This window comes from Novosphingobium clariflavum, from assembly GCF_026420865.1.
In the GTDB taxonomy this organism is placed as follows: Bacteria; Pseudomonadota; Alphaproteobacteria; order Sphingomonadales; family Sphingomonadaceae; genus Novosphingobium; species Novosphingobium clariflavum.
Map to the genome: position 1 here is coordinate 181,773 of NZ_JAPCWC010000003.1, position 18,973 is coordinate 200,745.

At 65.1% G+C, this 18,973-nt stretch carries 16 protein-coding genes and 1 tRNA gene; 8 read left to right on the forward strand and 9 right to left on the reverse strand.

Annotated elements, in window-relative coordinates; all coding sequences use genetic code 11:
- Positions 1-43 precede the first annotated feature (43 nt).
- Complete coding sequence (locus OKA11_RS05240) at positions 44-283, reverse strand: hypothetical protein (RefSeq protein ID WP_267219157.1); 240 nt, start codon at positions 281-283, stop codon at positions 44-46.
- Positions 284-360: 77 nt separating this feature from the next.
- Positions 361-2,802 carry a hypothetical protein gene (locus OKA11_RS05245; protein WP_267219158.1) on the reverse strand — a complete coding sequence of 814 codons (2,442 nt, stop codon included), beginning with the start codon at positions 2,800-2,802 and terminating at the stop codon, positions 361-363.
- 193 nt (positions 2,803-2,995) lie between these two features.
- On the opposite strand from OKA11_RS05245, the gene OKA11_RS05250 reads away from it, so the two are divergent.
- The gene (locus tag OKA11_RS05250; RefSeq protein WP_379489362.1) at positions 2,996-4,942 is read left to right on the forward strand and encodes a CocE/NonD family hydrolase; all 1,947 of its coding nucleotides are present in this window, start codon (positions 2,996-2,998) and stop codon (positions 4,940-4,942) included.
- Positions 4,943-4,983: 41 nt separating this feature from the next.
- Positions 4,984-5,733, forward strand: coding sequence for an SDR family NAD(P)-dependent oxidoreductase (locus OKA11_RS05255; RefSeq protein WP_267219159.1), 750 nt, complete (start codon positions 4,984-4,986; stop codon positions 5,731-5,733).
- On the opposite strand, the gene OKA11_RS05260 is transcribed toward OKA11_RS05255, so the two are convergent.
- From OKA11_RS05260 to OKA11_RS05275, 4 genes are all read right to left on the reverse strand, one after another.
- Positions 5,730-7,040, reverse strand: coding sequence for a glycoside hydrolase family 1 protein (locus tag OKA11_RS05260; RefSeq protein ID WP_267219161.1), 1,311 nt, complete (start codon positions 7,038-7,040; stop codon positions 5,730-5,732). The genes OKA11_RS05255 and OKA11_RS05260 overlap by 4 nt on opposite strands.
- A gap of 21 nt (positions 7,041-7,061) precedes the next feature.
- Entirely contained in the window at positions 7,062-7,631 is a 570-nt protein-coding gene (locus OKA11_RS05265; protein ID WP_267219162.1) for a TetR/AcrR family transcriptional regulator, read from the reverse strand.
- 97 nt (positions 7,632-7,728) lie between these two features.
- Entirely contained in the window at positions 7,729-9,483 is a 1,755-nt protein-coding gene (locus OKA11_RS05270; protein WP_267219163.1) for a chloride channel protein, read from the reverse strand.
- A gap of 99 nt (positions 9,484-9,582) precedes the next feature.
- On the reverse strand, positions 9,583-10,377 hold the full coding sequence (locus OKA11_RS05275; protein ID WP_267219165.1) for an SDR family NAD(P)-dependent oxidoreductase: 795 nt from the start codon (positions 10,375-10,377) through the stop codon (positions 9,583-9,585).
- 202 nt (positions 10,378-10,579) lie between these two features.
- Between OKA11_RS05275 and OKA11_RS05280 the strand changes: the two genes are divergently transcribed.
- The 3 genes from OKA11_RS05280 to OKA11_RS05290 all read left to right on the forward strand — a co-directional run bounded on the left by OKA11_RS05280 (position 10,580) and on the right by OKA11_RS05290 (position 13,016).
- Positions 10,580-11,758: a MaoC family dehydratase gene (locus OKA11_RS05280; protein WP_267219166.1), complete on the forward strand. Its 1,179-nt coding sequence runs from the start codon at positions 10,580-10,582 to the stop codon at positions 11,756-11,758.
- Positions 11,759-12,087: 329 nt separating this feature from the next.
- Entirely contained in the window at positions 12,088-12,546 is a 459-nt protein-coding gene (locus OKA11_RS05285; protein WP_267219168.1) for a hypothetical protein, read from the forward strand.
- Positions 12,547-12,941: 395 nt separating this feature from the next.
- Positions 12,942-13,016: transfer RNA gene (locus OKA11_RS05290), tRNA-Gln, on the forward strand.
- 109 nt (positions 13,017-13,125) lie between these two features.
- Here the strand turns inward: OKA11_RS05290 and yghU are convergent.
- Positions 13,126-13,974: a glutathione-dependent disulfide-bond oxidoreductase gene (gene yghU, locus OKA11_RS05295; protein WP_267219169.1), complete on the reverse strand. Its 849-nt coding sequence runs from the start codon at positions 13,972-13,974 to the stop codon at positions 13,126-13,128.
- A gap of 237 nt (positions 13,975-14,211) precedes the next feature.
- On the opposite strand from yghU, the gene OKA11_RS05300 reads away from it, so the two are divergent.
- On the forward strand, positions 14,212-14,835 hold the full coding sequence (locus tag OKA11_RS05300) for a TetR/AcrR family transcriptional regulator (protein WP_267219170.1): 624 nt from the start codon (positions 14,212-14,214) through the stop codon (positions 14,833-14,835).
- A gap of 189 nt (positions 14,836-15,024) precedes the next feature.
- Here the strand turns inward: OKA11_RS05300 and OKA11_RS05305 are convergent, their stop codons facing one another.
- The gene (locus OKA11_RS05305; protein ID WP_267219171.1) at positions 15,025-16,125 is read right to left on the reverse strand and encodes a branched-chain amino acid aminotransferase; all 1,101 of its coding nucleotides are present in this window, start codon (positions 16,123-16,125) and stop codon (positions 15,025-15,027) included.
- Between the two features lie 780 nt (positions 16,126-16,905).
- The gene (locus OKA11_RS05310) at positions 16,906-17,451 is read right to left on the reverse strand and encodes a hypothetical protein (protein WP_267219172.1); all 546 of its coding nucleotides are present in this window, start codon (positions 17,449-17,451) and stop codon (positions 16,906-16,908) included.
- Positions 17,452-17,498: 47 nt separating this feature from the next.
- Between OKA11_RS05310 and OKA11_RS05315 the strand changes: the two genes are divergently transcribed.
- Complete coding sequence (locus OKA11_RS05315) at positions 17,499-18,275, forward strand: TlyA family RNA methyltransferase (RefSeq protein ID WP_267219174.1); 777 nt, start codon at positions 17,499-17,501, stop codon at positions 18,273-18,275.
- Between the two features lie 124 nt (positions 18,276-18,399).
- Positions 18,400-18,954: a TspO/MBR family protein gene (locus OKA11_RS05320; protein WP_267219175.1), complete on the forward strand. Its 555-nt coding sequence runs from the start codon at positions 18,400-18,402 to the stop codon at positions 18,952-18,954.
- Positions 18,955-18,973: the final 19 nt, after the last annotated feature.

Here is an 18,973-nt window from a genome sequence, read left to right on the forward strand (position 1 = left end):
CGGGCAGGGGAGCCATGGCTCTCCTGCCCGTTCGTTCATGTGGTCAGAGCCAGTTGCGGCCGTCCGGCGTCGCACAGCCGTAAGGGGGGAGCTGGCCGGGGAATCGGGTCTGCATCTTGTGGCAACCCCAACTGCGCAGCGGGGCGGGTGCATAGCCGTTGAGGGCGATGCCGACCTCGTCGTAAGGGCTCTGTCCCTGTGCAACGTACATGTACCAACGGCCTCCGAACATCACCAGTCCGGCGACGACAAAGACCGTTATAACATTCAGTAATTTCTTCATTTTTATTCCGCTTGAAGCAATTGGGGGGAGGGCGGATCTGCCTTCCATGCTTCACGCGCGCAAGTGTTTTTGCAGTGTCAGGACAGTGCCACGGGCTCCTCCGGAGCGTCGCGCAGGCGCAAGTAAAGTTTGCCGTCGGCCGGGCGCGGCACGGCCAGGCTGCCGCCGGTGAAGCCGGGGGGAACCGTAACCGGCTGAGCGAACGCGCGGTCGGCTGCGACGGCGCCGATCAGGAACAGGTCGCGGCCCGACAGGGTGCAAGGTGCCGGGGCGTCGTTCTTGTTGTCGGGGCAGGCAAGGTTCTCGATGCGCGGCAAGCGGGCGAGCGTTGCCAGCGGCTTCCAGTCGCCCGCAGTCCCGTCGCCCACCAGCCGGAAGCGCAGGGGGCCGAAGGTTCCGGCGGGCAGGTCGCTGGCCTTGAGGCGCGCGACCATGACTTGCTGGCTTTCCAGTGTCAGGCCCTTGCCGCTGCTCAGGCGGGCGGCGACCGGGCCGCCGCTCGTCGCGATCTCTATGGTCGAGGCGGCGCCGAAATGATCGCCCTGGGCGGCCTTGATGGAGAAGACCAGTTCGCCGTTGTCTGGCAGTAAGTCGCCGGAACCGAGTTCCAGTGTGCGCGCACCAGGCGCGGATGGGCCGGGGTAGACGGTGCGACCGATCAGTTCCGCCTGGGGGCGCGGACCGGCGATGCGGATCGGCAGCGAAAGATTGCGCCCGTCGGCCAGTGCGATGACGGCCTTGTCGGCCGTTCCCGCGTCAGGTGCTTTTGCGGCGCCCTGGGCGACAAGGCGCAGACGGTCCACGGTTCCCTCGCGCGTCAGGCCGTCAGGCTTGAACGCGATCTCGCCGAGCGTCAGCGATTGCACCTGATCGAGCCGCTGCCCGGTCAGTTCGCCTTCGGTGTCTCCGGCATGGAGCTCGAAACCGTCGATGCGGCTGGCTTCGGCGCGGGCGCGAAGGCTCAGCGTTTCGGGCCCCTTGGCACCCTGATAGCGCAGTTCCACACGCACTTCACCGGGCGCGGCCTTGGCAAGCGGCACCGTGAAGGCAAGCCGGTTGCCGTCGCGCACTTTCCATTCGAGCGCTTTGGGGCCGCCGTTTCTTTGCTGCATCGTCACGTCCTCGACGCAGGACGGGGCCGCGCCTTCGAGCACGACCTCGTTGTCGCGCCCGACGACCAGCCCATCGGCATCGCCGGTCACTTTCCAGGCATTGCCGTCCGGCCGCTGGAGCAGGAACTCCGGCCCCTCGAACGGCGCGAAGCCCCAGAGACCGTGAAGCTGCGCGCGCATCGAACCGGTGAAAGCGCTGGGCAGTGCTTCGCCGGTGATGACGTAGCCGCCCTTGTCGGCGCGCGGCGTCACCGGCACGTCGATGGTCTGGCCCGAGGCATTGGTGAGCTTCACCTTCATGTCGTGCGCGAAGGCGGTGGAGAACACCAGCGGCGCCCCCTCGACGGGCAGGAGGGCGCCGGGACGGGCGACGCAGATCGGCGCCTTGGCGGTGCTGCGCAGTTGCGGGGGAATATCCGCCTCGATCGCGGGAAGGGCGGTGACCATGACCGACTTGGGCTTCTGGAACGAAGGCGCGGCATTGAGCAGCAGCGACATCGTCTCGTCCCTGCGAACCGAGAGCGTGGGCAGGTAGCCGAACTGCGGGTTGTTGAAGGCGCCGAAGATGCGGGCAATGTCGCGGGCGACGCCGATATAGGCGCTGTAATAGCCCGCGCCCGCCTCGGGCGTGGCGCTCAATTGCAGGGCAAGGTCGGTGGGCGTACCGGTCAGCGTATCGGCCAGGGAACTGGAATGGACGTCGTTGAGGACGAGCGATTCCTTGTTCTCCAGGAGGCAGGAGGCCTGCATCTCGATGACCTTGGAGAGGCAGTCCTCGTTGAGCTTGATCGAAAGGCTGCGGGCCAGCACCGGGGCTACCGCGCGAAGGTATTCCGGCCCGGTATTGTCCTGCGCCTGGATCGCGCCCATGAACGAGGTGAGGCGCGAATGGTCGAGCGAGGCCTGGTTGAGGTCCTGACTGGCGCGCACGAATTCGCCCGGCTTGCCGCGCACCGCATCGACCAGCGCGCCTTCCGCGCCGTTGGTATCGGGTACCATCAGCACGACCATCTGCCGCGCGCCCTTGGGCACGGTGAGAGCGAGCGCCTTGTCTTTTTCCTTGCTCTTCCAGGTGTCCGCGATGGCGATCCAGTTCTTGGGCGGGGGATTGGTGGCGCCCCGCAGGAACGCGGAGACGAGCAGGAACTTGAGGCCCTGATCCTCGGGCAGTGCGGCGTGGACGGAGATCCTGTCGCCTTCGGCAAGGCTGGGTACTTGTGCGATCGGCAGGCTCTGCTGGCCCCGCGTCACGGTGATCCTGAGGTCGGGGCCGGTCAGTTCGAAGGGCGCCGGATCGGCGAGCGCCGGAGCGGCCGTGCAGAGCAGGCAGGCCAGTGCGAGCGGCACGGTGCGCGCGAAGACGCGGGCAGGCGCGCAGGTGGAGCGGGGCGAATCGGCATCCTTCATGCAGAGGGGCAAAGCGTGTCTTTCCTGTCGGTTGCCTGACTCATGGGCTGACTTTACGAAAATAATACGTTTGGCCGCCACTTGCGGCGGATAACGAGCGATCGTGGCGGCTTTCGGGCAGACCTGCGCCGTCCACGATAACGGCGGTGTTCACGCTTGACCGCGTCAAATGCACGCGTCACCAATCGCTTCCATGACAAGAAACCTTCGGGCCCGCAGCCTTCGCATCGCCGTCAGTGTCGCCGCCGCGCCGCTGGCTCTCGCCGCCGCCTCGCAGCTTTCCGCGCAGGATTCGGCCGCCAAAACCGACACCATGATGAACGAGCAGGTTGCCTCGTATGACTGGGTGCGCCCGCAGGCCGACTATATCCGCCGCGAGGTGATGATCCCGATGCGCGACGGCAAGAAGCTGTTCACCGTCATCGTGATGCGCAAGGGCACCCATGACGGCCCGATCCTGCTCAGCCGCACGCCCTACAACGCAGGCAAGATGAGCAGCCGCAACCGCAGCCAGAAGATCGAGGAAATCCTCCCGGTCATGGACGCGGACTTCGTGAACGACGGCTATATCCGCGTCTATCAGGACGTGCGCGGGCTGGATGGGTCCGAAGGCGACTACGTAATGAATCGCCCGCTGCGAGGGGCGCTGAACCCCACCAAGGTCGATCACGCCACTGACACGTATGACACCATCGACTGGCTGGTGAAGAACGTGAAGGAAAGCAACGGCAAGGTGGGCATCACCGGGTCGTCCTACCTCGGCTTCACTTCGCTGATGGCACTGGTCGATCCGCATCCGGCGCTCAAGGCCTCGGTGCCGCAGAGTCCGATGGTCGACGGCTGGATGGGCGACGATTGGTTCCACAACGGCGCCTTCCGCATGTTCGGCTTCGACTACGATCTCTCGCAGACCGTGAAGAAGGGCGGCGGTTCGGTGCCCAAGGGCACGGGCGACGAATATCAGGCCTATCTCGATGCCGGTTCGGCGATGCAGTATGCAAAGGCCTATGGGCTGCTGGACCTGCCGGTGGTGCGCAAGGTGCTGGAGCATCCCAGCTATGATGCCTGGTGGCAGGGGCAGGCGGTGGACAAGCTGCTGGCCGCGCGCAAGCTGACCGTGCCGACGATGTTGGTGGTGGGCCAGTGGGATCAGGAAGACAGCTACGGCGCCCCGGCGGTTTACAAGGCGCTGGAGCCGCAGGACACCAATAACGATATGGTTTCGCTGGTGATCGGCCCCTGGCGCCACTCCCAGGTGAATTACGAGGCGCGCGAGCTGGGCCCGCTGAAGTGGGAAGGTGATACCGGCGGCCAGTTCCGCCGTAATTACATGAAGCCGTTCCTCGATTGCCACCTCAAGACCAATGCGCCGAAGTGCGACACGCCGCCGGTGCTGACTTACGCGACCGGTCTGGTCGGCACGATGGACGGCATCAAGGGCGGCTGGGAAGTCTCGCAGAAGTGGCCGGCCGGGAGCTACACGCCGCTTTACCTTGCGGGCAATTACGGCCTCTCGTGGTCGAAGCCGGCAGCGGGTAGCGACAGCTACGTGTCCGACCCGGCCAAGCCCGTGCCGATGCTGCCGCGCCCGGTGCACATGCAGGGCGAGGAGTGGAAGACCTGGCTCGTTCACGACCAGCGCTTCGTCGATGGCCGGCCGGACGTGCTCAGCTACACCACCGGCGTGCTCGACAAGCCGGTGCACATCATGGGCGCGCCCAAGGTGGAATTGCACGCCAGCACCACCGGGCAGGACAGCGACTATGTGGTCAAGCTGATCGACGTCTATCCGCAGGAAAACTCGGCCAATCCGGAACTGGCGGGATATGAACTGGGCGTCGGCATCGAGATATTCCGTGGCCGCTACGTCCATGGGTTCGACAAGCCGCAGCCGCTGGAGCCGGGCAAGGGCTATACCTTCCAGTGGTCGCTGCCGAACGTCGACCACGTGTTCCTGCCGGGGCATAAGATCATGGTGCAGGTGCAGTCCAGCCTGTTCCCGCTCTATGACCGCAACCCGCAGTCCTGGGTGCCTTCCATCATGGAGGCGATGCCCAAGGACTATGTGAAGGCCACCGAGACCGTGCAGTATGGCGGCGATGCGGCCAGCGCGGTGTGGCTGCCCATCGCCGGGAACTGACGGCTTTCAGATCGTCTCCCGGTCGACGCCGGGAGACGATCATGAGCGGACCTTTCGACCTTTCCGGGCGCCTCGCGCTTGTGACCGGCGGTGCCAGCGGCATCGGCGCAGGCATCTGCGCGGTGCTGACATCCACCGGGGCGCGGGTGGTCGTGCTCGACCGGGACGAAGCCGGTGCGTGGGCGCAAGTCGAGGCGGGCAATGCGGTGGACGCGGTCATGGTGGACCTCGCCGATGAGGCGTCCATCGTCTCCACCTGTGCAGAGGCTGTTCGGCGCCATGGCACGCCGTGGTTGCTGGTCAACAACGCCGGGCTCCAGCACCGCGAAATGCTGCTCGACGGCACCGCCGCACATTGGCAGCGGATCGAGGCGATCAACGCCCGCGCGCCGTTCCTGATGATCCGCGAGGTGGCCCGCGCCATGATCGAGGGCGGCGAGGGTGGGCGCGTGGTCAATTGCGCCTCGAGCGGGCTGATCGGCCAGTTCGTGCAGGGGCTGGCGGCCTACATGGCCAGCAAGGGCGCGCTCGCGGCGCTCACCACCAGTGCCGCCTTCGAACTTGCGGTGCACGGGATCACCGTCAACACCGTGCTGCCGGGCGGCGTCGGCACGCCCGGCGCGATCCATGCCGAAGGACCGCCGCCGGTCGGGCCGGGCAACCGCACCCCGCCGCTGGGCCATTGCACGGCCGAGGACATCGCCTCGGCCGTCCTCTATTTCGCGGCCCCGATGGCGCGGCGGGTGACCAATCAGGTCCTGGCCGTGGATGGCGGTTTTACGGTGACTTAAACCGCGTTGCGCTTGGCAATCGCACCCAGCACGGCCGCGCTCGGCTTGGGGGTGCGGGCGAACGTCGTACGGTCGACGGAGCACAATCCGTACTTGTGCTTGAAGCCGAACACCCATTCGAAGTTGTCCGCAAGCGTCCAGTGGACATAGCCCAGCACCGGGACGCCATCGGCAATCGCCTGCTGCAGCCCGGCAAGCGCTTCGGGAATGAACTTCGCGCGCACTGCGTCGTCCTCGATGCCGATGCCGTGCTCGGTCACCATCACCGGCCGCCCGGTGGCTTCATGCGCGTAACGCACGGCACCGGCCAGCGAGGCGGGGTAAATTTCCACGCCCATCTGGCTGCGCGGCACATCGGCGGGGGGCTGGACCTGACCCTGCGCATTCCAGATCGCCCGCGCATAGTTCTGCACGCCGATGAAGTCGTCCTGCTTGGCCAATTCCAGCCATGGCCCGTAGAATTGCTTGCGGATCGCGTCGCGCTGGGAATTTGCGCCGACGGCCTGATCGTCGCTCATCGTCAGGCTGACCCCCACCGGCAGGTCGCCGCGCGCCGCCTTGATCGCGGCGCGGCCTTCCTTGTGCGCGGCCAGCATGTTGGCTTCCAGCAGCGGAATATCGTCATGCTCGGGCAGCATGCCGTTCTTGAAGTTGCTGGCTCCGCAGGCCGCGCCCGCCGCCTGGTTCATCGCCTTTACCATGCCGGCCATCTGCGGCGGCAGGCCCTTGTCGACGAGGTGGATCATGTTCGGCTCGTTGAGCGTGGTGGCATAGCCCATGCCCGCCGCCAGGCGGCGCGCCGCTTTGTCGCAATACCGCGCGAAAAGGTCCGCCGCCTCCTTCTGCGTCCATCCGCCCTGCGCCGCGAACCAGCGCGGCAGGGTGAAGTGGTTGAACGTCACCATCGGCGTCAGCCCGCGCGCATGGCAGCCATCGATGATCCGGGCGTAGTGGTCGAGCATGGCGGTGGAGAACACGCCTGGACGCGGCTCGATCCGGGCCCATTCGATCGAGAAGCGATAGGTGTCGAGCCCCAGGGCTTTCACCAGATCGAGGTCGCGCGGCCAAAGTTCGAAGGAGTTGTTGGCATCGCCCGATGGCTCCATGAACATCGTCGGTTTCACCTGCTCGACCAGCCAGAGGTCGCTCAGCGTATTGTTGCCCTCCACCTGATGCGCGGCGCTGGCGGTGCCCCAGCGGAAGCCTTTGGGGAAGCTTCTTGCCGTCGCCGCCATCGCCTTGCCTGATTGCGAGGCCAGTGCTCCGGCCGCCAGACCGGAGGCCAACATCGTTCTGCGATCCATCACTCTCTCCCAGTTTGCGCCGGTTTACGGGATCAGCCGCTCGGCGGTTTCGTTCCATGTTGCCACGAGGTCGAAGCCGCGCTCCTCCTGCAGCCATTGCAGTTCCAGCCCGTCCATCGCCGACAGCACCTGCCGCGCGAGGCGGTCCGGCGCTTCGCCGGGCAGGTTGAGCAGTTCGGCGAAGCGACGGCGAGCCATCCGGTCGCGGGTGACAAAATAGGCGTGGGCGGGGTGGTCGGCGGCGAGCGCCTCCACCCGCAGCATCGCATAGAGGCGCACCAGTTCGGGGTGCTGCGCATTCCGCGCGACGATGGCGGCCAGCACCTGCAGCACTTGCGCGCGGCTGCGCGGCGCAGCGCCATGGGGCAGGAGGGCGGCGATGGCGTGCTCGTCCTGCATGTCGCGGCGGTCGAGCACCGCCAGCAGCAGGTCGGTCTTGGAGCCGAAGTGGTGGAGCAGCCCGGCGTCGGTCATCGCGCAGCGCAGCGCCAGTTCGCGGATCGAGAACCCGTGAAAGCCGCGCTCGCCGATCACCGCGATCGCGGCATCGAGGATCGCGGTGCGCCGGTCCTCGCGGTTCATGCGGGTGCGCATGGGCTTTCTCCCGTTACCTAGTGATCGCTAGGTAGTCTGGAAGCGCGGGGGCGGGGAAGGGTAGGGCCGCAGGTATCGCCCGGGCGAAGAACCTGTCTCAGCTCTCGCCGAAGAGCTCGCGCTGGGACGCCTCGATTTCCTCGAAATAGCGCCGCCTTGCATGGCGCTCGGTAACGACGCCAACGACTTTGCCGACGCCGTCCACCACCGCCAGTTCGTCGGCCACGGCAATGTCGAACGCCTTGATCATCGCTCGGATGTCGGTCGCGGGGGCGAGGGACGTGTCGGCCAGCGTTGCCAGTGTGCCCACTTCGGTCTCGGGATCGAGGTTGGGGTTCCAGGCGGACGCGGTGGTGACGATACCGGCATAGCGTTCGGCTGCGTCGAGCAGGATCGCCTTGCTGGTCGATCCTAGCGGCACCCGCGCGCGGAACTCGGCGAGGGGCAGGGTGGCGGGCACCGAAACCCAGTCGGTGCGCATGATCCGCCCGGCGGTGAGGCTCAGCATCCAGCCGATGTCGCGCGGGGAGCGGATGATCGAGCCGCGAATGTGCAGCCGCCAGGTGGAGAACGAATAGCCGAAAGTCTCGCGTGTGAAGGCGCTGGAGACGAGCGCGGCGGTCAGCACAACACCCATCAGCGCGAAGTCGTGCGTGGTCTCGAGGATCAGCAGGGCCAGTGTCATCGGTCCGCCGACGATGGAGACGGCGACACCCGCCATGCCGACCAGTGCGGACTGGGTGGGGTCGAGTTCGATGCCGAATGGCAGCAGCGCCACGGCTTGGGCAAAGATCAGCCCGACCAGCGAGCCGAGGAACAGCGAGGCGAAGAACAGTCCGCCGCGAAAACCGAAGCTGAGGGATATGACCGAAGACATGATCTTCACCGCCAGCACCATCAGCAGGAACTGGATCGCCGGCTGCATGGCCAGATTGAGGTGCATGGCCCCGTGTCCGGCGGACAGCGACTGCGGTGAAATCCACGCCAGCGGCATCAGCAGCAGCCCGCCGATCAGCGGGCGCCACCTGGCGATGCGGGTGAGTTTCTGGACGTGGATTTCGGTGAACGTCACCAGTCGCATCACCAGGATGCCGACCAGCGCGCAGCAGATGCCCAGCAGCGCGTATATGAAATAGTCCGGTGTCGTCAGTGGCCGCGTGCTGGAGGCGGCGATCAGGTAGGGCTCGACACCCAGTTGGCGGGTGATGAATGCGGCGCCCAGTGCTGCGGCGATGACCGGGGCAATGGCAGCGGGAGTGTAAGTGCCGATCACGATCTCGAAAGCGTAGAACGCCCCTGCCAGCGGAGCGCCGAAGGCAGCGCCCACCGCTGCGCCCGCGCCCGCACCGACCAGCGTGCGCATGTCCGACCGGCGCAGCTTGAACCACTGGCCCAGCACCGAGGCCACGCCGCCGCCCATCTGCGCATAGGCCGCTTCCAGCCCGACCGAGGCACCGGCGCCGTTGGAAACGATGGTCTGGATGGAGATGATCAGGTTGTCGATGAACGGAATGCGCCCACTGTGCAGAGCATTGGCCTCGACGACGTCGATCGGGGCGCGGCGACGGCGGCGCAGCAGATGGGCGATGCCGATCAGCACGAGGCCGCCCAGCGGCAGCGCCAGCAACCGCCAGGGATGACGGATCTCACCGATCGCGCTGAGACGGTTGCCGGTGACGCCGTAGAGGATTTGCTGGATGCCGTGGGCCAGAAAGCCCTGCAGGTTGGTCAGCCATCCGGCGGCGATGCCCGCGGCCAGCGCGAGCAGGATGAACGCCAGTTCGCTTTCGCGCATGCGCCGTCGCTGGCGGACGACCAGGGCTTTGAAGGCATTGACGGCGGGACGTCGCATCGCCGCCGCTTGGCCCTCGCAGCGTTCGAGAGTCAAGGCGTGTGTTGGGGGAACAGGAGGAATTGCGCCGGCGGTATCCTTCGCCGCGAAGGCGAGCGTCTATTTCGGCGGCATGCGGATGCCGCCATCGAGGCGGATGCACTGGGCGTTGAAATAGGTGTTGCGCGTCAGTTCTAGCACCAGCGAGGCGAACTCGTCCGGGTTGCCGAGCCGCTTGGGGAAGGGCACGGCCTTGCCAAGTCCTTCGTAGACCGCCTCGTTCATTTCCTTCACGCGCAGCATCGGCGGCGTGGCGAAAGTGCCGGGCAGGATGGCGTTGACGCGGATTCCCAGATCCATGAGGTCGCGCGCCATCGGCAGCACCATGGCGTTTACCGCGCCCTTGCCGCCGCCATAGGCGACCTGGCCGATCTGCCCGTCCTGGGATGCCGCCGATGAGGTGAAGATGATGCAGCCTCGCTCGCCGTCATCGCTGACGGGATCGGTGCCTGCCATGCCGAGAGCTGCGATCGAGGCAACGCGGTAGGTGGCAGTGAACACGCCCTCGGCGGTCCTGGCGATCTGCTCGGTCGCCATGCGCTTGTAGCCGCCGGTGGTCTTGTCGAACGAGACGGTCTTGCCGCCGCCTGCGACCACGGCGCAATGGACCACCAGGCGCTCCTGCCCGTGCGCGGCGCGGGCCTTGGCAAAACCGGCTTCGACACTGTCCTCGTCGAGGATGTTCACCTTGCAGAACACGCCGCCGATTTCCGCGGCGAACGCCTCGCCCGCCTCCTCGCTGATGTCGAACACGGCGACCTTCACGCCCGCATCGGCCAGTGCCTTGGCGCTGGCCCGGCCGAGCCCCGAGGCGCCGCCGGTGACCACGGCGGCCAGCGTGTTGTCGATCTTCATGGCGACGTCATCTCCCGCGATTCGTTGTTTGACCCAGCGCTAGCGCAACTTGGCCAGGCCTCGCGCGGCAGGAATGCGCAGGGCCTGCAAGTATCGCTCCAGCGCGCTTGCGCCGATTGCCGATCAGGCTGCACCTTCGGACAGGCGAGCCGGGCGCGGCAGTGGAAGACCGTCAGGCAAACAGGCATGCGGAGAGAGTGACATGGCCGAAGGGGATGCGGTGCTGGATACCAGCGACGTCGACAAGTGGGTGGGCAAGCCGGTTATCTTCGCGGAGTTCTGGGACCCTTGCAACGCCACCGACATCCGCCGCTGGGTGCAGGCGATGGACTATGCCAACCCCCTGCATTGGGATGAGAATTTCGCGCGCTCCAGCAAGTTCGGTGGCATCGTCGCGCCGCAGAGCTTCACCGTGGCGATGGACTATGGCCACGGCTGCCATCCGTCCTGCGTCGGCAAGGTGCCAGGATCGCACCTGATCTTTGCGGGGGAGGAATGGTGGTTCTACGGCAATCCCGTCCGCCCTGGCGACAAGTTGACGCAGGAACGGACATTCGCCGGCTATCGGATCGCCGATACCGGCTTTGCCGGACCGACGATGTTTGCCGATGGCGATACCGTGCACCGCAACCAGCATGGCGCCTTGGTCGCCAAGGAGCGGGCAACCTCGATCCGTTACCTCGTCGAGGAGGCCAACAAGCGCAAGGTCTACGACAAGGAGGGGCGCAGCCCGAAGCTCTGGACCAGGGCGGAACTGGACGAAGTGGCCAGGGTCCGGCTGGAGTGGATCAAGTCAGGCCGGGATGGGATCTCGCCGCGCTGGAGCGCCATCAAGGTCGGCGATACGCTGCCGCGCCGCGTGATCGGGCCGCACAGCCGGGTGACCTTCGCACTGGAATGCCGTGCGCACCGGCAGAACATCTGGGGCACCTGGCGCTGGAACGCGCCCGAGGGCATTCACGATCCTGCACAGGAAGACGCCGGTTTCGGCGGCGACATGGCTTACGATTTCGAAGCGCGCAAGATCGATCCCCGGCAGGGCGACGGCTTGTTCCATGGCCCCAGTTCCGGCCACATCAATCCCGAGAAGGCCGAAAAGGTCGGCATGGGCGGTGCTTATGGCTACGGCTCGTCGATGAATGCCTGGCACCTCGATACGGTGGCCTACTGGGCGGGGCACGAGGGATACATCTGGCACTCGAAGACCCAGTTCCGCAGCCCGGCCTTCGAAGGCGACGTGACATACGTGGACGCAGCCGTGACCGACAAGCAGGAAACCAGCGAGTTCGGCATGCCGGTGGTCACCGTCGAAACCCGGATGACAACGCAGGACGGGGCGACGATCCTCAAGGGCTCTGCCACGGTGTCGCTGCCGCATTAGCGCGGTGTCCACTCCGATCGCGTCGGAGCAATTGCCATAAGATTTTGGTTTTGCGCGTTTCCTGCGTGATCGCGTGACCTCACCTGATTGGAAAACGCTCCAAGCGGCAGGGTTCATGGCGGACCGTGGGGCCATCGCCGAACGGCTCGATCTTTACGGGTTCGTGCTGGAGCGAACCGGGTGCCGTTTAGGCCGCGTTCAGTGCATTTCATGCATCATTTGATGCGGTGCAGCATTTTGTGGGGCATTTTATGGCAACCACCTGGTCCGCTGCGAAGGTGATCGTGCCGTTTCGATGACGTACGGCCCGTGGCGCCCCCTGGCGGCTCATGCGCTGCGCGGCCGGCAATTCGCCCGTATGGGACGGCAGCGGCCATTACGACGACGCCTGGATGCGCGTGGACAAGGGCTGGCGTATCGTTTGGCGGACCTGCCGGGCGATCGGCTGGACCGGTAATCCGGGAGTTCAGGATCCGACCGCCGGCCTGACATTGAGGCTCGACCTCGTGGCCCTGCGCGAGGAAGCCCAAGGCGGACGGATCGGGCTGCCTTGCAGCAGCCGGATCGGACTTCGGGTCCGATCAGGCCGCGAGAGGCAGCTTTTCGACAGGTGCGGCGACTTCGGTTTCGGTCGCGACGGGCTGGGCGTCAACGGCTTCGGCCTTGTCGGCAAGGGCGGGCATGTAGCGTTCAGCAAGAACGACGTCGCGGCGTGCAGCGAAATAGAGCGAAAGCAGAGAAAACATGGATACCTCAATCTGAAGGTCGTGTTGCAGTGCAACATCTGAGGTCCATTTGGCGCTGTATCGCAGTTTCCGCAAATGCAACAAGTTCGATTTTTGTTGCGATTTATGCAGCATGCTATTGGATTTTGAGGCCCTTTGCGATGGGCGACGGCCGGAGGATAAAAACGTTGCGTTTTGCGCACGACCGCTGGCGGAAACTGAAATCGGCACTCGTCGAATCGCCAAATGCGCTGAAACTTGCGCCTGGCGCCGGACATGCCCGGCACTGGGGGCAGGTCTTGTTTGCGGCGTCTTACGGGCGCCCTGGCCGCTCGGGATGCACGATGCCTGCGGCCTCGGCGGGGCGTGTTGCGGCGCGGGAGCATATCTCCTGCGGAAAACTTCTGCCGAAGCCCCTTTTCAGGACCAAACGAACCCGCTAAGCGCGCAGTCCCTGCTGGGGCGTCGCCAAGTGGTAAGGCACCGGTTTTTGGTACCGGCATTCGCAGGTTCGAATCCTGCCGCCCCAGCCAGGCTCTCCCTGACATAGAGCTTTTCCGGCAGGGTTCCTTTCATCACCGATTACGGCACCGGTACGCGGACGACGCCCCGTGGTGAGGCGAAGTCCGCGCGCGCCTGTGCTTATCCGGCCAGCACGGCGTCGATGTCGGCGGCTGAGTGGCGTTCGCGCACGAAGCCTTCGCCGTTGCGGTTGACGATGCGGCCGCGCTGGATGCCTTTGCGGGCGGCGAGTTCATTCCCCCAGCGCACGAGATTGGTGTAACTCGGCACCTCGAGGAACGTCGCCGCGTCACCATAGGCGTCGCCGCGCAGGAAGCCGCCAAACCAGCCGTAGCAGGCGATGTCGGCGATCGTGTATTCGTCCCCGGCAAGGTAGCGCGAAGCCGCGAGGCGCTTGTCGGCCACATCGAGGATGCGCTTGGTCTCCATGGCGTAGCGGTTGATCGGGTATTCGTACTTTTCAGGCGCATAAGCGTAGAAATGGCCGAAACCGCCGCCGATCATCGGTGCCGTGCCCATCTGCCACATCAGCCACGACATGCATTCCGTACGGGCGGGCTGGGTCGCAGGCAGGAACTTTCCGAACTTTTCGGCAAGGTAGAACAGGATCGCGCCGGATTCGAACACGCGGACGGGTTCGTCGCCCGAATAGTCGACCAGGGCGGGGATCTTCGAGTTCGGGTTGATCGCCACGAAGCCGGAGCCGAACTGGTCGCCTTTGCCGATGTCGATCAGCCAGGCATCGTATTCCGCTTCTGCAACGCCCGCTGCGAGCAGTTCCTCGAGCATGATCGTGACCTTCTGGCCATTCGGCGTGCCCAGCGAGTGAAGCTGCAGCGCATGTTGCCCGCGCGGCAATGCGGCTTCGTGCGTCGCACCGGAGACGGGGCGGTTGGTCTTGGCCCATTCACCGCCATTGTCCTTGTCCCAGGTCCAGACTTTGGGCGGCGTATAGGAAGATGTGCTCATGGAGAGGGGCTTTCGTGGCTGTGAGGAACAGGGGAGGTAGGTAGCCCGCAGGGAGGCGGCAACCCATGTTCGCATGTCGTTTTTCACGATGTCGAGCATCGGTGCCGGGGGCGCCATCCGGATGATAATCCCAAAGTGAAATCAGCAATGTGCACGAAAAACTAGACGAAAGTATGGGAACTTGGGGCGCCTGCAATCGTTGACAGCGTTCAGGCGGCGGGAGCATTCTGGGAGAGCATGGTTCAAACGATTGAAAAACGCCGCGGAGCATCGATTGATGGGCATGCGGTACGCCGCCGGAACAAGGGATTTGAGGAAACACATCTTGCCTTGATCGAAACTGCAGTGCGTCTGGTGTCTGAAAAGGGGCTGGAAGCACTTTCGCTTTCGGAAGTGGCGCGCGTGGCGGGGGTGAACCGGACAACGATCTATTATCACTTCGCGAGCCGTGAGGCTCTGATCGAGGAAGTGCGCGAGTGGTCGGCCGAGCAACTGGGCAGGGCCTTCGCGTCGTCGCAATCCGCCGAAGAGCGCGCGCGCTACATCACGCGTTTCGTGCTCGAGAATCCGGATGTGGTCGCGCTGTGGACGGAGGAGTTCCTGTCTCCCGGACGGATCGCCGACCGCTATCCGGCATTCGATGCGATGGCGGCGGGCTTTGAACGGCATTTCACGACGGACCCGCGAAATGAAGGCATGGACGGGCAAGTCTTTGCCACGTTCCTGCTGGCATGGGCGATGCTGGGGCCGCGTATCTATCGCAACAGTGTCCGCCCGGACGTGTCCATCGACGAGACGGTTGAGCGTCTGACCCGCACCCATATGGCGATCCTGCAGCAGAGCGGCATTGTCGACATGTGAGGGCATCTTGAGGACGGCACCAGCCCGCTTGGCGGCAACTTCGGCCTGATCTGTTCGCGATTTGGGCGCCTCGATGGTGCTGCTTATGGGTTTACGACCTAAGAGCGTCCGGCGCGTCCGGCGCGGGGAAAAAGAAAGGGGCGGTCGCCGTAGCGATCGCCCCTTTCTTGTTGATTTGCCCCGATCGGGTCAGGCGATCTTGTGGATCCAGCCGTGCGTGTCGGGGGTTTCGCCGCGCTGGATCGAGACCAGGCGGTTCTTGAGCTTGGCGGTAAGCTGGCCGGGGCCGCCCGTGCCGATGGTGAAGGCGCCGTCGCGGCCCGAAACCTTGCCGACCGGCGTGACCACCGCGGCGGTGCCGCAAGCGAACGTCTCCACCAGCTTGCCCGAGGTAGCGTCTTCACGCCATTGATCGAGGCTGTACTTGCCTTCTTCGACCTTGAGGCCTTCCTCGCGGGCGAGCTGCAGCAGGCTGTCGCGGGTGATGCCGGGCAGGATCGTGCCGGTGAGCGCGGGGGTCAGGAGAGTGCCGTCCTCGAACACGAAGTAGAGGTTCATGCCCCCCAGTTCCTCGATCCACTTGTGCTCGGCTGCGTCAAGGAAGACGACCTGGTCATGTCCTCGCGAGATCGCCTCGGCCTGCGGTACCAGGCTGGCGGCATAGTTGCCGCCGCACTTGGCCGCACCGGTGCCGCCGGGGGCAGCGCGGGTGTAGTCCGACACCCAGATCGAAACGGCAGGCGCGCCGGACTTGAAATAGTTGCCGGCTGGGCTGGCGATGACGATGAACTTGTAGCTCTTGGCCGGACGCACGCCGAGGAAGGCCTCGGTGGCGATCATGAACGGGCGCAGATAGAGCGACGCGCCTTCGGCTGCCGGGATCCAGTCCCGATCTGCCTGGACCAGACGTTCGATCGCCTCGATGAACAGCGCTTCGGGCAGTTCGGGCATGGCGAGGCGCTCTGCCGACTTGTTGAAGCGTGCGGCATTGGCTTCGGGGCGGAACAGCGCGATCGAACCGTCGGCCTGCTTGTAGGCCTTCAGGCCCTCGAAGATTTCCTGGGCATAGTGCAGAACGGCAGCAGCGGGATCGAGCGCGATCGGCTGACGCGGGCCTACCACGGCATCGTGCCAACCCTTGCCTTCGGTCCATTCGACCACGACCATGTGGTCGGAGAAATTGGTGCCGAAGCCGGGGTTGGCGAGAATCGCTTCGCGCGTTTCGGCGCTGGTCGGTGCGGGGTGGGGCAGGGTGCTGAAAGTCAGGCCGGCATCGGCGAGCGTCGCCATCGAACGAAATCCTCTAAACTAAGGTTGCGGGTGCCTCTGAATGAAAATTACGCGCAGCGCAACCGCAAAGTAATTTTGATACTCAACGTTATAGCTTTAGCACGGCGCTGAGGGCGGGATAACCCGGGACTCGGCCAAGGCTGCGGCAGCATGCTCTTGCGCCCGGTTTCCAGCGAGGGCCAGTGCGAAATTCGCGCATTCGCATGCGAATGCCAGTCGAGTGCGAAAGAAAGCCGAGTGCGAAAGAAAGCCGTGCGTGAAAGAAGGCCCAGTGCGAAAACCACGGAAGCCCAAAATGAGAAGGGCCGCCCCGGTAGCCCGGTGCGGCCCTTCGCATGGTCAGCGGCCGGAAGTGCCGCCAGCGAAAGCCTTTATCGCGAATTCAATTCAGCGATAATGCCTCGCGACGGAAAAAGCCGACCTCTCTGCTGAACCATGAGACATCGGATCACCTCCTTTCGCGCTGTTTGAGCCATAGGGCGCCGCTGGTTAAAGCGGCTGGGCTTCGGGGTGCTTCCGGGCGCGTTTCCCAGGGTCCCTCGGCCCTGTCCAAATGTGTCTCCGATTCCGCAGCGCACAACAAGTCTTGAATTCGATTTTTTTGCGGTCATTATCGAGGCTTCGGGCCAGTTATCCCCAGCCTTCGAGCCACGCAAAAGCTCGATTCCCGGGGCAGCCAAGTGCGGCCTGAAAGTTCCTGAAATTGCTGTATTTTTGCCTCATGAACGGGCTCTGGATCGCGTTTTTGCGGGTCCGCCGAGTCCCGTTCACGAGTGCACGTTAGCGGCAGTCCTGGACGACGCGCGTAACCTCGGTCCAACTCGGTACATAAAGTGTCGCGGTGCCGGGCGCTTCGAGGGCGAAGCGGCCCTTGCTGAAAGCCATCGCGTCAAGCAGGGGATCCCGTGCCGGGATGTCCACCGACAGGCCGGTCGCGCTGGCCGATGCGGGCAGCGTGCGGGCGGTGTCCGAAGTGCGCACCACCAGCGCGGGCGAGCTGGCGCCGCCGGCGCGGGGGAGGGCGAGGGTTACGGTGCCGGCCTGCCGGTTGCAGCGCAGCGTGACGAGGCCATCTGCAAACGCTGCTGTGCCGGGTCCGGTCATCCACCAGTCTCCCGGGGTCTGCGGGGCGTCCTGCCAGTTGGCGGGCGGCGGCGCGGGTGGTTGCGGTTGCTGGGTGGGAGACGGGCGCGGCACGGAGGGCGGCACTTGCGGCGGGGCGGGGACGCAGGCGGCCAGCACGGCCAGCGCGGTCAGCGGGGCGCCTGCGACAAGTTTGCGGGAGAATGACGGGACGGCTGCGAGCCGGCGCGGATTTGCCTTCATCGCCCCGGTATGGAATGAGGCGCGCTCCTTCTCAAGTGCGCAAAGTCATGACCAACTCGTCCGAGCCCCGATCTACCGAAAAGAAAACCCCCACCAAGGGCCGTGTCGACCAGATGCTGGTCGACCGTGGTCTCGTGGAAAGCCGCACGCGTGCGCAGGCCCTGGTGCTGGCCGGGCTGGTGTTTTCCGGCGAAACCAAGATCGCCAAGCCGGGGCAGAGCATCAAGGCCGATGCCCCGCTGGAAGTGCGTGGGCGCGATCATCCCTGGGTGTCGCGCGGGGGCATCAAGCTGGCCCATGCCATCGCGCATTTCGAACTCGACCCCACCGGGGTGACCGCGATGGATATCGGCAGTTCCACCGGCGGTTTCACGGATGTGCTGCTGACGCACGGCGCCGAACATGTCTTCGCCGTCGATTCAGGCACCAACCAGCTGGCCTGGAAGCTGCGGCAGGATCCGCGCGTCACCGTGCTGGAGCAGACCAGCGCGCGCATCCTGACGCCAGGCGAAATCGATCGGCCGTGCAGCTGGGTTGTATGCGACGCCAGTTTCATCGCGCTGTCCAAGGTTCTGGAAGTACCGCTGCGCCTTGCTGCGCCGCAGTGCCGGGTGGTCGCGTTGATCAAGCCGCAGTTCGAAGTGGGGCGCAATGAAGTTGGCAAGGGCGGGGTCGTGCGCGATCCGGCGCTGCACGAGCGGGTCTGCGCAGAAGTGCGCGACTGGCTGGAAGGCGAGGGCTGGACCATCCAGGGCATCGTCGAAAGCCCGATCAAGGGGCCGGAAGGAAACGTCGAGTTTCTCATCTCGGCCTCGCGCGGCTAGTCTGCGGATGGTCTCGAAGTGACGCGGGCAGGTTTTTACGGCTGCCTTGCATTGCGTGTTGGCATTTGTCGTACCACAAACCACCACACTTGATGGTTTTTCCTGATTCGGGGGTTGCCTGGGAATGAACCCGATTGCCTCACCTGCCCAATTGCGCGCGAGTCTGCTGCGCTGGTCGCTGGTGCTCGTGCCCTTGATCGTGCTGCTGGGCTTTGTGTCCGGCAAGGTGGCCGCAAGCGGGCCGGGCAATGCGTGGTTCGACGCGCTGGCCAAGCCCGGGATCTATCCGCCGCCGATCGCGTTCGCGATTGTCTGGACCTTGCTCTACGTGATGATGGGCTTTGCGCTGGCGATGATCTGCGCAGCGCGCGGCGCGCGCGGTCGCGGCCCGGCGGTGATCGCCTTTGCCGTGCAGTTCGTGCTCAACCTCGCATGGAGCCCGGTGTTCTTCGCGATGCACCGGATCACCGGAGGGCTGGTGATCCTCGGACTTCTGGTGACGGCGGTGATCATCACCATCCTGCTGTTCGCCCGCGTCCGCCCGGTCGCGGCCTTGCTGCTGGTGCCTTATCTCGCGTGGATCTGCTTTGCGAGCTACCTGAACTTCGCGTTCCTCCAGCTCAATCCGGACATGGACGGCGCCGAAGGCCCGCGGGCGGTGGAGCGGTTCGAAATCTAGCTGCGCGCCCTCTTGCGCG

Coding starts and splice junctions, on each gene's coding strand:
- OKA11_RS05285 (WP_267219168.1), top strand. CDS start 12,088: ATGCGCTGCGCGGCCGGCAATTCGCCCGTATGGGACGGCAGCGGCCAT.
- OKA11_RS05300 (WP_267219170.1), top strand. CDS start 14,212: ATGGTTCAAACGATTGAAAAACGCCGCGGAGCATCGATTGATGGGCAT.
- OKA11_RS05280 (WP_267219166.1), top strand. CDS start 10,580: ATGGCCGAAGGGGATGCGGTGCTGGATACCAGCGACGTCGACAAGTGG.
- OKA11_RS05275 (WP_267219165.1), bottom strand. CDS start 10,377: ATGAAGATCGACAACACGCTGGCCGCCGTGGTCACCGGCGGCGCCTCG.
- OKA11_RS05320 (WP_267219175.1), top strand. CDS start 18,400: ATGAACCCGATTGCCTCACCTGCCCAATTGCGCGCGAGTCTGCTGCGC.
- OKA11_RS05310 (WP_267219172.1), bottom strand. CDS start 17,451: ATGAAGGCAAATCCGCGCCGGCTCGCAGCCGTCCCGTCATTCTCCCGC.
- OKA11_RS05315 (WP_267219174.1), top strand. CDS start 17,499: ATGACCAACTCGTCCGAGCCCCGATCTACCGAAAAGAAAACCCCCACC.
- OKA11_RS05245 (WP_267219158.1), bottom strand. CDS start 2,802: ATGAAGGATGCCGATTCGCCCCGCTCCACCTGCGCGCCTGCCCGCGTC.
- OKA11_RS05270 (WP_267219163.1), bottom strand. CDS start 9,483: ATGCGACGTCCCGCCGTCAATGCCTTCAAAGCCCTGGTCGTCCGCCAG.
- OKA11_RS05255 (WP_267219159.1), top strand. CDS start 4,984: ATGAGCGGACCTTTCGACCTTTCCGGGCGCCTCGCGCTTGTGACCGGC.
- OKA11_RS05250 (WP_379489362.1), top strand. CDS start 2,996: ATGACAAGAAACCTTCGGGCCCGCAGCCTTCGCATCGCCGTCAGTGTC.
- yghU (WP_267219169.1), bottom strand. CDS start 13,974: ATGAGCACATCTTCCTATACGCCGCCCAAAGTCTGGACCTGGGACAAG.
- OKA11_RS05305 (WP_267219171.1), bottom strand. CDS start 16,125: ATGGCGACGCTCGCCGATGCCGGCCTGACTTTCAGCACCCTGCCCCAC.
- OKA11_RS05240 (WP_267219157.1), bottom strand. CDS start 283: ATGAAGAAATTACTGAATGTTATAACGGTCTTTGTCGTCGCCGGACTG.
- OKA11_RS05265 (WP_267219162.1), bottom strand. CDS start 7,631: ATGCGCACCCGCATGAACCGCGAGGACCGGCGCACCGCGATCCTCGAT.